Source organism: Methanobacterium sp., from assembly GCF_038562635.1.
Taxonomy (GTDB): Archaea; Methanobacteriota; Methanobacteria; order Methanobacteriales; family Methanobacteriaceae; genus Methanobacterium_D.
This window is the reverse complement of record NZ_JBCFBO010000001.1, coordinates 2,122,211-2,137,959: the sequence shown is the minus strand read 5'-3', so window position 1 is coordinate 2,137,959 and position 15,749 is coordinate 2,122,211. Positions and strand designations below refer to the sequence as shown.

15 protein-coding genes are annotated in these 15,749 nt (G+C 34.6%); 8 read left to right on the top strand and 7 right to left on the bottom strand.

Annotated features, from left to right (window positions below):
* Positions 1-569: 569 nt before the first annotated feature.
* The 4 genes from AAGU07_RS10275 to AAGU07_RS10260 form a co-directional block, all read right to left on the bottom strand.
* On the bottom strand, positions 570-884 hold the full coding sequence (locus tag AAGU07_RS10275) for a winged helix-turn-helix domain-containing protein (protein WP_069584285.1): 315 nt from the start codon (positions 882-884) through the stop codon (positions 570-572).
* Positions 885-898: 14 nt separating this feature from the next.
* Positions 899-1,501, bottom strand: a complete 603-nt coding sequence (locus AAGU07_RS10270) for a DUF1700 domain-containing protein (protein WP_342458994.1) — start codon at positions 1,499-1,501, stop codon at positions 899-901.
* Between the two features lie 21 nt (positions 1,502-1,522).
* The gene (locus tag AAGU07_RS10265; RefSeq protein ID WP_342458993.1) at positions 1,523-1,828 is read right to left on the bottom strand and encodes a PadR family transcriptional regulator; all 306 of its coding nucleotides are present in this window, start codon (positions 1,826-1,828) and stop codon (positions 1,523-1,525) included.
* Between the two features lie 180 nt (positions 1,829-2,008).
* Positions 2,009-2,617, bottom strand: a complete 609-nt coding sequence (locus AAGU07_RS10260) for a GNAT family N-acetyltransferase (RefSeq protein ID WP_342458992.1) — start codon at positions 2,615-2,617, stop codon at positions 2,009-2,011.
* A gap of 219 nt (positions 2,618-2,836) precedes the next feature.
* On the opposite strand from AAGU07_RS10260, the gene AAGU07_RS10255 reads away from it, so the two are divergent.
* From AAGU07_RS10255 to AAGU07_RS10225, 7 genes are all read left to right on the top strand, one after another.
* Positions 2,837-3,130 carry a DUF2769 domain-containing protein gene (locus tag AAGU07_RS10255; RefSeq protein WP_069584289.1) on the top strand — a complete coding sequence of 98 codons (294 nt, stop codon included), beginning with the start codon at positions 2,837-2,839 and terminating at the stop codon, positions 3,128-3,130.
* Between the two features lie 172 nt (positions 3,131-3,302).
* The gene (locus AAGU07_RS10250; protein WP_342458991.1) at positions 3,303-3,635 is read left to right on the top strand and encodes a DUF2769 domain-containing protein; all 333 of its coding nucleotides are present in this window, start codon (positions 3,303-3,305) and stop codon (positions 3,633-3,635) included.
* A gap of 323 nt (positions 3,636-3,958) precedes the next feature.
* On the top strand, positions 3,959-5,764 hold the full coding sequence (locus tag AAGU07_RS10245) for a DNA-directed DNA polymerase (protein ID WP_342458990.1): 1,806 nt from the start codon (positions 3,959-3,961) through the stop codon (positions 5,762-5,764).
* Between the two features lie 75 nt (positions 5,765-5,839).
* Entirely contained in the window at positions 5,840-7,042 is a 1,203-nt protein-coding gene (locus tag AAGU07_RS10240) for an aspartate aminotransferase family protein (RefSeq protein WP_342458989.1), read from the top strand.
* Between the two features lie 12 nt (positions 7,043-7,054).
* Positions 7,055-7,777 (top strand): epoxyqueuosine reductase, encoded by a 723-nt coding sequence (locus tag AAGU07_RS10235; protein WP_342458988.1) that lies wholly within the window; start codon positions 7,055-7,057, stop codon positions 7,775-7,777.
* Positions 7,778-7,890: 113 nt separating this feature from the next.
* Entirely contained in the window at positions 7,891-8,355 is a 465-nt protein-coding gene (locus AAGU07_RS10230) for a GNAT family N-acetyltransferase (protein WP_342458987.1), read from the top strand.
* Positions 8,356-8,367: 12 nt separating this feature from the next.
* Complete coding sequence (locus AAGU07_RS10225; RefSeq protein ID WP_342458986.1) at positions 8,368-9,069, top strand: 4Fe-4S double cluster binding domain-containing protein; 702 nt, start codon at positions 8,368-8,370, stop codon at positions 9,067-9,069.
* Between the two features lie 11 nt (positions 9,070-9,080).
* On the opposite strand, the gene AAGU07_RS10220 is transcribed toward AAGU07_RS10225, so the two are convergent.
* The 3 genes from AAGU07_RS10220 to larB form a co-directional block, all read right to left on the bottom strand.
* Complete coding sequence (locus tag AAGU07_RS10220) at positions 9,081-10,625, bottom strand: oligosaccharide flippase family protein (protein WP_342458985.1); 1,545 nt, start codon at positions 10,623-10,625, stop codon at positions 9,081-9,083.
* A gap of 217 nt (positions 10,626-10,842) precedes the next feature.
* Positions 10,843-11,361, bottom strand: a complete 519-nt coding sequence (locus tag AAGU07_RS10215; protein WP_342458984.1) for a nitroreductase family protein — start codon at positions 11,359-11,361, stop codon at positions 10,843-10,845.
* A 535-nt stretch (positions 11,362-11,896) separates the two neighbouring features.
* Positions 11,897-12,655: a nickel pincer cofactor biosynthesis protein LarB gene (gene larB, locus AAGU07_RS10210; RefSeq protein ID WP_342458983.1), complete on the bottom strand. Its 759-nt coding sequence runs from the start codon at positions 12,653-12,655 to the stop codon at positions 11,897-11,899.
* A 136-nt stretch (positions 12,656-12,791) separates the two neighbouring features.
* Here larB and hypF point away from each other — a divergent pair, with 136 nt between their 5' ends.
* The gene (gene hypF, locus AAGU07_RS10205; protein WP_342458982.1) at positions 12,792-15,101 is read left to right on the top strand and encodes a carbamoyltransferase HypF; all 2,310 of its coding nucleotides are present in this window, start codon (positions 12,792-12,794) and stop codon (positions 15,099-15,101) included.
* Positions 15,102-15,749: the final 648 nt, after the last annotated feature.

The window sequence follows — 15,749 nt, the reverse complement described above, 5'->3', positions numbered from 1 at the left end:
TTACACTGTTTAAAATTGACAGAGTATTTTACTGCAAACCAATAATTTTAATTTTTTACGGTACAATTAAAGCTTAAAATTCTGTTTAGTAAAACACTGCCTAATATTATACTTATTAGAACATTTAAAAATACTTTTTCCAATATTAAACCAGCATTAAGTCTTGTTTTCCACTAATTTGCCCCAAAATTCCATCCAGATTACACCCAAATCTCAAAATTCAGCAGGATATGTTTAAAAAATAGAAAAAATAAATCAGTTATTTTCATGATAAATCCTGGTAAATCACCAGATATAAAAATTAGACTTATAATAAAACAAATTTAGAGCTATGCGTAATAGATTCACTTCAAGATATCATTTTTAAGCAACAAAGTTACAGAATGAATATTACTTAAAAAATTATTTAAATGTATGATTTAATTGATAAAAGTTCAATTTTTTAAAATTAGTATAAAATAATCGTTAAGTGACAATATATTAATCTAAAAGTAGCAGATAAAGGAGAATAGAATATATATTCTTCAAATATTATTCAAATTTAATCTCAGATTTAGTTGTATTCATGATCAGGAGGCGTGATCATAAATGGCACATGCTTCATTAGATTTTCTGAATTCTTCCCATATCTCCTGAAAACTATCGTAGTTTTGTTCCATTTTATCTGAAAGGAAGTACAAAGCACCGTACTTCTTTCCGGTTGATGTGACCATGTTATTTCTTTCTAAAACTCGAATATGATGTTTTACAGTTTTATAATCAAGTTCAAGCTTTTCAGCAAGTTGATTAACATTATAAGGCCTATTTTTCAGCTCATCTATAATTCTAGCACGATTTGTTGCTCCTTTAGTACCTGCAAGTATCCCCCACATAAATTTATCCATAGAAATCCTCCAAGTTATTTAAATACCTCAGTTCGTTTTTTTATATCATCCAAATTGGATTTTAATAGTTTAATTACTACTTTGTAGAACCTGTTGGCCGCGTATGCCATAACTATTACAAAAAATGTACCCATTACTGTTACGCCAATACCACCTACCACCATTATTAAAGTTCCCAGTATTCCTCCCTGTACAGGCAAATGAATGTACTTTGGGAAAAATACCTGTAATAAAGGTGATAACATAGTTAAAATTCCTATAACAATTATTGCAAATCCTGCCACAACTAAACTGATAATAACCACTGCAAGCAGCAAAGAAGGTCCAGCTACAAATATTATATTAAAAAGACCAAGTCCTGCCACTGCCAGCACTGCTTCAATTATACTACCTGGAGACGGCTTATCTTCGGCTTTTTTGACCATATAATCTGCTTTAATTTGTTTAGCAACATTTTCAGGATCCCCCAATGCCTCTGAAATTTCTTTTTCAGTCCTGCCGTTTTCCACACCTATTCTAAAGTGTTCCTCATAGTCTAAAATCAGATCTTCTCTGTCATCTTCTGGTAATTTTTTCAGCAATTTATCGAGTTTTTTGAGATATTCCTCCTTATCCATTTAACCACCCTAGTCTCCGTTTTAATTAAGTAAATTAGTAACAGCTGCAGAAAATTCATTCCATTCTGCAACTAAATTTTCCTTTTTTTCTTTTCCCAGCTCTGTTATTTGGTAATATTTTCGAGGAGGGCCATCCTGGGACTCTTTTAAATAAGAGCTTACTAAACCTTCCTTTTTTAGCCGTCTTAAAAGAGGATAGATAGTGCCTTCCGAAATTGAAATATTTTTAGATATTTCATCAACCATTTCGTAACCATAACAGTCCTTTCTGTCAAGAAGCACTAACACGCAAAGTTCCAGTACCCCTTTTTTAAATTGAGCATTCATAGTACCACTGTATTTCACAAGGTACTGTATATTGCAAGGTACTATATATAGTTTAGGGATACAGAATATCTATTACTTAAATTAAAAAATGTATTAAAAATTAGCCCATAATTTGAAGTATCTGCACGTCTAAAATAAGGGATACTGCCTTTAAAAATCAAAAAAATAATAAAATAAATATTAATGGAGTAAATATTCCATACTTAAAGTTCCATGGCCTTTAAACAGTTTAGGAGTATTTTTACTGTAAACTTTAAATCCAAATCGTTCATACAATCTCTTTGCGCCTTTATTCTTAAATGTCACGTCAAGAAGTACACGCCTGCAGCCATTCTCTTCTGCAGTTTTAACTGCATTTTTCAAGATATACGTTCCAATTCCCTGACCCCTATACTGAGGATCGACTGCAATGTTGCTTAAATAATAATCATCTTTACCAAGACTTGCTGTAAGGGACTTATTTATTAAAGTTCCCTTTACTGCACACTTCAAAAAGTTATAAAATGTTAACACTTTAAAATATACCTTAAAGTCATTCCAAAAGCTTGTTTCTTTACCACTAAATGAAACCAGTATTCCCATCATGTCTTCATTCCCATCAATAACCACATGGATATTCTCATGGCCAAAATAGTTATTCCCCAATTCTACAAGATTTTTTATATTCTCGGTGGCATCCTTTTCATCTTTCCCAAGTAACTGCTTAAATATTGTCAATTCGGTCTCGTAAATTAGCTCAGAAACTTTATTCAAATCATGTTTGTTAGTATCAAGTTTTACAAACTTCATTTTATGCTCCTTTTAATACATTCAGATTTAAATGAATCTAAGTGACACTATTATAATCTTTTAATACTTAAACTTAATTATCAATACCCATTTAATCTTTCAGGGCTATTTGAAATATTTTACGTCTGATATTTTTTCAATTAGGAATATGGGTTAATACTTGTAATTTATTACGTATGAACACCTTATATAATACACGGTAAATCAGGAGTTGAAATTATGGCCAATATTGAATTTAATAATGAAAATATAGAAAAGTGCCAGTGCCCCTGCTGTTCCGTGCAGGCTGTAAGTAAATGTGCATATGAAAAGCTGGATAAATTACAGAGCATAAGTGGCAGTCCCAATCCAGAAGATGTTCCAGGAATGTATTGTGTGTCTGGAAAAACTGAATGTGATGATTTTAATCCGGAAGGAGCATGTCAGTGCCCTAAATGTGAGGTATGGAAAGAATACAAATTAGATGAAGGAGAGCCTGCAGGTTATTTCTGTCAAAATGGAAAAGCTAAATAATTAATTGGACTATGCAGTCTTAAAATTTCCATAGATTAGGAACACTTAACTCAAGTAATTTTAAATTATTAAAATGGCACCCTTCTATAAACTAACTCAATTTTAACATCAAATACGTTTAATAATCCCATGTTTATTATCTGATCCTATTAATAAAAATGGGGGTTGAAATATGACCAATATAGAGTTTAATATGGCTACAATTGGAAAATGTAAGTGTCCAGAATGTCCAGTACAAGCTCAAAGCAGTTGTGCAATGGACAAATTAGATAATTTAGAGAAAACCATGGATTATCCACCAGAAACAACAGTAGCCAAAGAAAAAGAGATAACATCTCATCCAGAGCATGTACCTGAAGCTTACTGCGCAACAGGTACAGCAACATGCCCAGATCTTGATCCAAAAAACATGTGTCAATGCGGTACCTGCGATGTCTGGAAAGAAAACAGATTAAATGAAGGCGAACCCGGAGGATACTTCTGTTCAAAAGGTAAAGCACCCTAATTAAACGCTGCAAATCAACTCTTTTTCATTTTTTAAATTATTAAATTTACTTATTTTTATAAAATAGCCTTTAAAACGTCATACTGCACCTTAACTAATAATTATTGTATTAAATACAGCTGACATCTTACTTATTTAACATTCTGGAGTTGTGTAGATAATGTAATTTCATGTGTTTTTGAAAATACATGTTTTTAAGATAATTCCTGTTTTACAAGTTAACATGATAGTATAATTCATAACATGTCAGTGAACGTTTAATAAAATAAACCTTAGATTTTTCTGCATAACTTTAATAATATTTATAGTATATATACAAAATTATGGAAACTAAACGATTCATCCTCTTAGACATCGATTATGTAACAGAAAACAGCCGCCCGGTGGTCAGACTCTTCGGAAAAGAACGTGGGGATAATAAAGAAAGATCTATAATTGCCCTGGACAGACATTTCAGGCCTTACATCTATGTAATCCCCATGGGCAATATTGAAGACTGTATCAAACAGATTAACACACTTGACGTGGATGAAATCAGGATTGTTCAAAAAAAAGACATTACTCAAGAAAAAGAAATGCTGGAAGTTATTCTGTTCCATCCTCAAGATGTTCCCAAGCTTAGGGATAAAATATGGAATCTAAGTGAAGTGAAAGAGATCAGGGAACACGATATTCCTTTTTACAGAAGATATCTAATTGACAATGCCCTCTTCCCAATGGGAGAGATTGTTGTAAGCGGGAAAACCAAAACACAGAAATCTGGACCAGGAATATCATCAACTGATGAGAATTTATGTATCTTTAACATGGAAGGAAAACCTGAACCAGTAGATGGTGGAATCCCTGATTTAAAAGTCATGAGTTTTGATATTGAAGTTAGAAATCCAAAAGGGATGCCCAGTGCAGATAAAGACGAAATAATCATGATAAGTCTTGCAAGCAACTTTGGGCTTGAAAGCGTGCTTTCAACTAAAAGTTCCTCCTTTGATTATGTTGAAACCCTTGAAAGTGAAAAAGAGATGATAAAACGTTTCGTTGAGATTGTAAATACAGAGTGTCCAGACCTAATTTTAGGATACAACTCGGATAACTTTGATTTTCCATATATCAATGATAGGGCAAAAAAATTAGGCGTTCCCATGACTATAGGAATGGACGGTTCTGGAATTAAATTTTTAAGGCGTGGGTTTACATCAGCAGCCGTAGTCCGCGGCAGACTGCATATTGACCTTTACCCAATTATGAGGCGCCACCTGACACTTGACCGTTATACCTTAGAAAGGGTGTATAAAGAACTCTTTGGGGAAGACAAGGAAGATGTGGAAGGAGATGAAATCTGGAAATACTGGGATTCAAATGGTGAAAAACTGGAAGAACTGTTTGCATATTCCATGGATGACGCTATAGCGGCCTATAAAGTAGGAGATAAAATGCTGCCCATAAATAGAGAGCTTACTAGAATTGTAGGGCAGCCCTTTTTTGATATAACAAGGATGGCATCTGGACAAATGGTAGAATGGCTTCTTACACGAAAAGCATACGAATATGGCGAAGTTATACCCAATAAACCATCTCAATCGGAATATTCAAGACGAAGAGGTTTTAAATACGTAGGAGGTTACGTTAAAGAACCTGTAAAAGGCCTTCATGAAAATATCCTTTCATTTGATTTCAAGAGTCTGTATCCAAGCATAATCATTTCTAAAAACATCTCTCCAGATACTCTGGTAAAAAATGAAGAGGCTGAAGAATTTCATACCGCACCGGAAGTACCTCATAAATTCAGGAAAGAACCTATTGGTTTTGTACCATCTGTAATTGGGAATTTACTGAAAGAAAGGGCAAAGATAAAGGACCTTATGAAAAAAACAGATGACCCCATGGAGAAAAAGATATTGAATGTTCAGCAGCAGGCGCTTAAAACCCTTGCAAATTCCATGTACGGCCTTTACGGTTTTGCAAGGTTCAGATGGTACAGTGGAGAATGTGCCGACGCTGTAACAGCTTGGGGAAGGGATTATATTAAAAAAACCATGAAAAAAGCAGAAAAATTTGGTTTTAAAGCTATTTATGCAGATACTGATGGTTTTTATGCTACATATACTGGAAATGTAGAAGATGATGCTTAAAAGCTGACAAACCAAATCAATAACATAACTTTTTTATAAATACATATTGATTAAAAAAAGCCTTGAGGACTTATTATGGATAAAATTTTAGATACATTTCAAATTGAAGACACTCATTACGCTTCTTTTGCAAATAAAACAAAAATATCAATAGAAAATGGTAAAGGAGTGTACGCTTACGATGAAGAAGGTAAAAAATATATAGATCTCACTGCAGGATGGGGAGTAACAAGTATAGGGCATGCAAATCCTGTTATTATAGACACCCTTCTAGAGCAGGGGCAGAAAATTATACAAAACCCAAATTCAGGAGCAACATACTCACCAGCAAGGTCTAAACTTGTATCATTAATGCATGAGATCTTACCTGGAAATTTGACCCGCATATTTTTTGCAAACAGCGGAGCAGAAGCAAATGATGCTGCAATTAAGCTTGCAAGGAAAGCAACTGGAAAATTAAATATTATATCTACAGTAAACAGCTTTCACGGGCGGACCATAAGTACAGTATCCGCAACAGGACAGGACAGCCACAGGGGAAGGTTTAATCCGCTGATTCCAAACCACATTTTTGTCCCGTACAACGATATCCCTGCTATTGAAAAAGTTATAGACAATGATGTCGCTGCAGTAATAGTTGAACCTATACAGGGTGAAGGTGGGGTTAATGTTCCAGATCCAGACTATCTTAAAAAATTATCGGATTTATGCACAAGAAATAATGTCCTTTTAATAGCAGATGAAATTCAGACAGGATTTTACAGGACAGGATCTTTGTTTGCCTCAGATGATGTTAAGATTGATATCCTGACCATGGCAAAAGGTATCGCTGGAGGGTTCCCTTTTGGAGCATTTGCAGTTACAGAAGAAGTACACGATAAACTTAACATAGGGGACCATGGTGGAACATACTGCGGAAACCCGCTTGGCTGTGCAGTTGCATATTCCGTCATCAAGTACATGCTTGACAACAAAATCTGGGAAAACGTTGATGACATAAGTAAATTCACATTTAAAAAACTGAATGAAATGCAAAAAGAACATCCAGATATAATAAAAGATGTGCGAGGGAAAGGATTATTAATTGCCATAGAAATATTAGATGAGAATGTTACATCTTCCCTAAATTCAAAATGTCTTGATAAAGGACTTATATTAAATGTCACACATGGAAACATAGTCCGAATATTTCCAGCTTTAACTATAACAAAAGAAGAGGTGGAAGAAGGGCTAAAAATATTTGAAAACTCTTTAAATGAATATAAACAATTTAATTGAATTGGTGCAAAAATGTCAAATACAGTAAAAGGAAAATTTGACAAAAACATGGAAATTTCAGATAAATCAATGAAAATTAAAGAGATAGCAAAGGATATTGGGGCAGATCTTTGCGGAATAACAAGCCCCGATAAGTTTAATAATGCCCCTAAAGGTCACCACCCTTTAGACATATATCCTGATTGTAAATCAGTGATAGTCTTTGCAAAAAGGGTCCCCCATGGATCTATATATGCTGAAAACTGCATCCCATATACACATGCCAATAATGTAATTATTCAACTTGTTGATAATTTAGGCTTAGGATTTTGTCTGGTTTTAGAAGATTTAGGGATAAATGCTGTCCATATCCCTTCTGATGATCCTTCCGAATACTGGGAAGCTGATAAACAATATGCAAGGGGTATTTTATCACTGCGACATGCAGGATATTTTGCAGGGTTAGGAGTCATGGGTAAAAATACCCTGCTTATAAATGAAAAATACGGCAATATGATACAAATTGGAGCAATTTTAGTAGATATTCAGCTTGAAAGTGATCCTATTGCTAATTATGAAGGTTGTCGAGAGAAATGTAGCCTTTGTATAGATTCATGTCCTCAAAAAGCGCTGGACAGAACAACTGTAGATCAAAAGTTGTGCAGAGAACTGTCAAATTTCATAACAGAACGGGGATTTAATTTAAAGAAATGCAACCTTTGCAGGACTGTATGTCCCCATTATTTAGGAATTTAAGTTTCTAAAATTAAATAAGTGAACGTAACTTAAATTAGTGCACAATACACTAACTATCTGGATTAATACTACAAATTATACATTTTCTACATTAAACTTGTAAGAGGTATAATATGGATATAAGTTATATGGAACTCGACGAAGACCGCATAGATTTGATCAAAGCTTTATGGGAAAAATTAAGGGATCATCACAGAGATCTATCCCCCTATTTTCCAGAAAGGTACGCTGAGTTTACATTTCAAGAAAGAAGAGAAGATTTACTAGAGAAATCTGAAAAAGGGATTTTAAGAATAGATGCTGCCTACAATGAAGCGACTGAACAGTATATTGGATACTGTATAAGTTCCATTTCAGATGAAAAAATAGGGGAAGTTGATTCACTATATTTAGACAAAAAATACAGATCTTCAGGTATTGGAGATGCTCTTATGAAACGTTCGCTTGACTGGATGGATCAAAACGGCGTAGAAACTAAAAGAATCATGGTTGCAGCAGGTAATGAAAATACGCTTGTATTTTACAGCCGCTACAAATTCTTTCCAAAACATATAATTTTGGAGCAGTCCAATAAATAACGAGGGAAAACTATGCAGCTTGATTATAAAATTAGAATTACAGCAGAACATGAAGGTGCTGATTTCTTTGGTGTTGCAGACCTGTCACGTGCAAAAGAAGCAGTTGCAGATCAAGGCGGCGAAATATGCGCCCAATATCCTAAAGCAATTTCTATAGGTATTAGACTGCCTCAAACCATTGTTGATGAACTACCTAATCGAGATAACCGTGCTGTGGCAGTTAATTACCGCCACGCTTATGACATCACAAATCTGCGTCTTGACCTTTTAACATCAAAATTAGGGAGTATTATACAGCAGGAAGGACACAAAGCACTTCCAGTACCTGCATCAGAACGCTTTGACGATAAAAGAATATGTGCTGTCTTTTCACATAAATTAGCTGCAAATCTAGCAGGGCTCGGCTGGATTGGCAAAAGTTGTTTGCTCGTAACTCCAGAAGCAGGTCCCAGAGTCCGCTGGGCAACTGTGCTCACAGATGCGCCCCTTACTATAACTGGAGAACCCATGGAAGTAAAATGTGGGGAATGCAACGAATGCGTGGAGATATGTCCAGTGTCTGCTTTTACAGGAGAAGCATTTAGAGAAAATGAGCCTCGAGAAGAAAGGTATGATGCCAGAAAATGTGAGGAATATCTTTATAACGCAGATGAAGATGCTAATTGGGCTGTCTGCGGATTATGCATTTATGTTTGTCCATATGGGAAAAAATAAAAAATTCAGTCCTATTTAACAAATCTTTCCAGAAATCTATTCATTTTCATAACTGTTCCAGATAATGGGCCTAGCCTGCGCCCAATTTTATTTAAAAGGTTTAAATCTCTTTTTTCTAAAGCGCCTATAAATGCCAGAATAGATAAGTAGATAAATGAAAAGACTAAAAGCGCCACTAATAGCCCTATAACTGTTTTAGGAATTAATCCAATTATTATACCCATTAAAACTGATGCAAATACTATTTTAACCAGATTGATGTAGGGCAGTTGAGTATTACTTATCTCAAGAACTTTCCATACTGAAAACATCATGATTATAAATGTGGCTACTGCTGTAGCTGCTGCTGCACCAGTTAAATCATATAAAGGGACAAGCAGCCATGTTAAAATCAGGTTTACAATACTTCCAAAAATTAAAAAATACATCGGCAGATAGGGTTTTCCCAATCCCTGGGAAATACTTGATGACACTATATAAATAGAAAAAAATGCCATTGCAGCTATTAAAATAGTGAGTGCATTTCCTGCAACAAGATAAGCGAGCGGAGCCCTTGGAAATATAATTGCAAGTATCGGCTGAGAAAAAAGCATAACAAGTGCACAGAGAGGAAGAAGAACCAGAATCAGGTACCTGTAAGAATATATTACGTATTTTTGAATTATATGGTTATTTTTAAGGCTTAAAGCTTCTGAAGCTGCAGGAAGTATAGCCACTGCAATGGATGAAGAAATTATAAGTGGAATTCTCGAAACAGGGCTGACAATATTGTAATAACCAACATAGGTTTCATTCAAAAATATGTTGATAATATAAGTCCCAGTATCAAATAATGCCAGTTCAGCCAATCCAACTACAGTAACAGGTAATGAAAATATCAAAAGCTTTTTAGCCAGCCCATATTCATTAATATGCCCTAAACTTTTTTTTGCATCCTTGAGGTTTTTCCATATTTTTTGCCTAAAAAGTAGCAGCGAAAGAACCGCAGCTATAGCAAATCCTATTATAGTACCAATAACAGCCCCTAACACATAAAAACCCAACAAGATTAAACTTACAGTCAATATTATCGTGAAAATCTGTTCAAACGCCCTGGTTAAAAGAAGATTAGCCATATCCTGATAACCCTGAAATACACCCCTTACCAATCCCAAAATTATGCTGAAAGGTGTTATAAATCCGATTATCTGGAAAAGAATTATAATACTAGGTTGCCAGTGCAAAAATGGAGCTAATGGCTCTGCAAGGAAAAAAATAAGTAAAGTAGCAGTAATGCTCATTACAACCATGATTTTTGCAGAAGTTTTGATAACCTGTTTAACCATATAAGTATCATTTTTAGCGTGATATTCAGCCACGTATTTTGCCACAGCAGGAGGAATACCTGCAGCAGCAACTAATATCAAAACATTTTGCAGAGGAAGGACAAGACTTACAATACCATAGCCTGTAACGCCTAATAAATACTGTATTAATACCCTATAAAGATAGCCACCTATTCTAAATAGAACATTGCCAAATAAATTAAGAAAACTACCTTTTACTACCTTTCGCATGCCATTCCCCTACTAAACATAATATTTACAAATAATATATTACTGCAATAAAATTATTATCTCTTCGGGAATAAAAGGTTAAGGTATTTTAATGGAATTAATTTATAATTAAGAAAAACAATTTTTTATGTGGATTAACATCACAAATAGCGAATTTTCAAAAATAGTTCCATATATAATTTTTAAATACAAAAAATAAATTTAAAAATGAAAGATTTTAAGGAGTGACGTATTTTTCACTGCTTACAATCTCATCCAGATGTTTTCTCGGCCTTGAATGAGGACTTTCATCTGCATACCCTATAGTAAACATTGCAGGAACCCTTATTCTTTCAGGGATCTCTAAAATATTCCTGACTTTTTCTTCATCAAATGCTCCAAGCCAGCATGTTCCAAGACCAAGTTCGGTAGCTTCCAGAATCATAAATGATACTGCAATTGAAAGGTCTACAGTATAAGCATGCTGTCCACAGGGCATTACCCTTTCTGATTCTGTTGAACATGCTACAATTGTAACTGGAGCTTCAGCAACAAACTGCTGGCCGTGTGCGGCTTCTACAAGTTTTTCTCTTGTTTCTTGATTTTTAACAACTATAAATTTCCATTCCTGGCGGTTAGAAGCGGATGGAGAAATTCTAGCTACTTCAAGAATATCCTGAAGTTTTTCGTCTTCAACTTCAGTGTCTTTATACTTTCTAATACTACGCCTTTTACTTACAGCTTCAAAAACATCCATAAAATCACCTTTAGCTAATATTAAAACAATTTAGTAGGATAAACATTAAAAATTCATTTTCAGTATTATTTTATTGTTTTTATTTCTTAAATTTTGTCAAGTTTTCATCTATTAAAACAGCAGCCAAACTCGAACATGAATTTTCGAGTATAAAAGATAAAAATGAAAAATGAGTTGATTAAATTTAAATTATTCTAAATTTATTATTCTGTCCTATCTAGTGTGCATCTTCTGCGTCTATCATTTCGCCGTATTCTATTTCTAGCTGGCATCCTTTAGGGCCGCAGCACCAGTGTGGTAAATCAAATTCTACTAGCATGGTTTTCACCTCCAAAAAATTTTCTATTTTTTGGGGTTCAGGAAAAACTTGTTTTTCCTTCAACCTCGAACTCAATTGATTATACTGTACTACTTAGACTAACTTATATTTAAATTAAGTACGGCCAAAAAAGATACATACTGTACTTTTGTATACTAACTACTCTAATGGTATAATTTCAAAAAATGGTAAAATATCTACCTTCATAAAAGAATTTTAAGACTGCTTTGCAATTTTAGCAGCGACTACCCCTGCGCCAAATCCATTATCAATATTTACAACTGCAATTCCAGGAGCACATGACTGGAGCATTGCAAAAAGAGCCGTAAATCCTCCTTCACCAACACCATAACCCACTGATGTCGGAACACCGATAACAGGCACATCAACTAGTCCAGCAACAACAGACGGCAATGCTCCTTCCATTCCTGCAACCACTACGAGTGCTTTGACCTCTGCCCCAATCATTTCATTAATATGTGCAAAAAGCCTGTGAATTCCTGCAACACCCACATCATAGGACGTTAAAACTTCACAACCCACTTCTTCAGCAGTTATCCTCGCTTCCTCTGCAACTGGAATATCAGACGTTCCAGCGGTGATAACTCCAATCTTGCCCTCTTTTTCGATTTCATGGTTTTTAATGAGTAAAATCTTGGCCCGTTTGTTGTATTCAAATTTAAAGCCTTTATCCTCAAGGACGCTAATTTGAGGCTTTATTAAATCATATCTTTCCATTTCAAGCTTCGTTACCATTAACCTGCCGTTATCTGCACCTTTAAGTATGATTTTTATAAGATCTTCATCTTCTTTACTTTCTGCAAAAATTGCCTCAGGAATCCCCGTTCTTGCCTCTCTACCAGTATCCAACTTCGCAAAATCTCCTATTTCTTCGATTTGCATTGTTTTAAGCTGTTTTTCCGCTTCCTGAAGTGAAATTTTTCCATCTATGAGTTTTTGAAGTATTTCTTTCATGGTATCACTAAATATTGTCCACTTCACTATATAAAGATCGAAGTATAAATTAATCTTATTAAACGTATAACTTATTTTATTTAATCTGATTAAAATAGTAGCTCATGCAGTTAAACATATTCTAGAGGAATACAAAATGGAAAAAGCCAGGATTTTAGTTCAGGGGATCGTTCAGGGCGTTGGATTTAGGCCAACAGTTTACAGAATAGCAGATAAAATGAAACTTAATGGATATGTTAGAAATCTTGGAAACAGTGTAGAAATTATCCTAGAAGGAAAAAAAGAAGAAATAAAAAATTTCGCAAAGAATTTAAAGCAGAATAAACCTCCAATATCTAAAATAACTTATTTAGAAATAGAATGGTTAAGTTCTTATGAAAGGCCAGAATTTGATAATTTTATGATCCTTGAAAGTTCTGCCAACTTTTCAGGGTCTTCTGTAATTCCTCCAGATGTTGCAATATGTGATAAATGCCTGGAAGAAACACTTACTCAAGGAAATAGCAGGTATAAATATCCATTTACCGCATGTACTGATTGTGGACCTCGCTTTACAGTTATAAAATCAATTCCTTATGACCGCGTGCGGACATCCATGGATGAGTTTCCCCTGTGTAATGAGTGCATGGTTGAATATAGAGATCCGCTGGACCGCCGTTACCACGCTGAGGCAACCTGCTGTCCCACATGCGGGCCTTCTGTTTTCCTCTACAAAGATGAAATTTTAGACATAGAAGATCCAATAAAAGAAGCTGCAAAACTCATAGATGAAGGGAATATACTCGCTATAAAAGGAATAGGTGGAACTCATCTTGTTGCAAAGACAACCGATGATGATCCTGTTGTCACTTTAAGAAAACGGCTTGGAAGGATGAATCAACCATTTGCATGCATGTCACCAGATATTGAAACCATAAAGACATTTGCAGAGGTAAGAGATTTTGAAGAAAAAGCCATTATATCAAGAAGGAGACCCATAGTTGTGCTTAACAAGAACAATGACTATTATTTAGCTCCTTCTGTCGCTCCCCAACTCCATAATCTTGGAGTAATGCTTCCTTATTCTGGACTACAACATTTACTCTTTCAGGAAACCAGTGAACCAGCTTATATTATGACATCGGCCAATATACCTGGAGAACCAATGCTCATAGATAATGAGGAAATTGTAAATAAAATAGGAGAAATTGCAGATTACTGCCTCCTCCATGATAGAAAAATAATTAACAGGTGTGATGATTCGGTTATTAGATTTAGAGCTGGAGATTTAGCTTTTATAAGGCGTTCTAGAGGATATGTGCCCGAACCATACGATTTCTCGAATATAGCTAAGGATATAAACATTCTTGCACTTGGACCTGAACTAGATGTAACTTTTGCTCTTCTTAAAGATAAAAAATGCTACGTATCACAGCATATCGGCAATACAACCAAGTATGAAACTTACAAATATCTTCAGGAAGCTATAGATTACATGATAGACATAACAAGGGCTGAAAAAATAGATGCTGTAGCATGTGACCTTCATCCAATGTTTTTTACAACCAAACTTGCACATGAACTGAGTGAAAAGTTTGAATGTGATGTTTTCGGCGTCCAGCACCACCATGCGCATGCAGGGGCGTTGTTTGTAGACCATGGAATTGATGAACTGATATGTATCGCTGCAGACGGTGTAGGTTATGGAGATGACGGATCTGCATGGGGTGGTGAGATACTGCATGTTACAGGCGAAAATTACAATCGTTTAGGAAGTTTAATGCCTCAAAACATGGCAGGTGGAGATTTAACTACCAAATATCCTATAAGAATGGTTATATCCATGTTACGTGAGTTTTATGATGATGAAGAACTTAAAAAGCTCATGAAAAACGAGTATGTTACTTACTTCAAGCACGGCGAAAAGGAAATAGACCTCATATTAAAGCAGCTTGAACGCGGCTTCAATATCCAGAAAACAACAAGCACAGGGCGTATTCTTGATGCACTCTCTTCTGCACTGGGAATTTGTGGTGAAAGAACATATGAAGGAGAATGTGCTATGAAACTTGAATCTGTAGCTTATTATGGTGCAGATACCTGTGAAATTCCTGTTGAAATTAAAAAACATAACGGAATGTATGTACTTAACACATCTAAAATACTTCTTTCAGTTTTAGAAAATAAAGAGAACGGAATACCTGTAAAAAATATTGCATGTTCTGCACAAAGGGCTGTTGCTGAAGGCCTTGCAAAATTAGGCATAAAAGTAGCAGATAAAACGGGTGTAAACATAATTGGTGGAACTGGTGGTGTATTTTACAATGAGACCATAAGCAAAACCATAAAAGATGTTGTTACAGAAAATGGATATAATTTTATCCAACATAAAAATACATGTGCCGGAGATGGTTCTGTATCTTTAGGGCAGGCTGCTATTGCTGCACTGCATTATAAGAATAAATAATCCTAATTGTTAATATCTATTCCAAATTAACTCTTTTTTACATTACACACCGAAATATTAAATAAATCACCAATCTCCATGTTTAAAAAAATATTTTTATTTTTAGATTTAGACGAAGTAATGGCTTACCTAATATAATCCTCTCTGAATTTTAGTATTATAACTAAATTTTAAGTATTAATTTTAGATTAAATTATATTAAGTTATTTATAAAGAGAATTTTGTATTAACTAATTTTAAGGGCAAAAATAGGGCAAAATAGCAAGAAAATGACTTATTTTAGAAAAATCTTTAAAAACTTTCAAATTGGATCAATAGCCATATTACTTGTCCCATTTGGCTGTTAAGTCATTTATATTCGCTATTACTTAAGCGTATGTTTCATGCCATTTAAGACCCTCTTCGGACTGCCGAGGCGCTGATACAAAAGCTCTAAATAAAGTTATTTTATGGAAATAAGGTATAAATTGGGCTATTTTCTTAAAAATAACAATGCAGTGAGTTCGCCCGAGAAACAATTATTAAATACGCTATCAACGCGCCTTAAATTTAAAAATACGCTATCAACGTGCCGATTTTTTAAAAAAAAACCAAAACATTTATATGTGATCCTGATGTGAACTAATGCTGTCCCAGAATAGCTTAAAT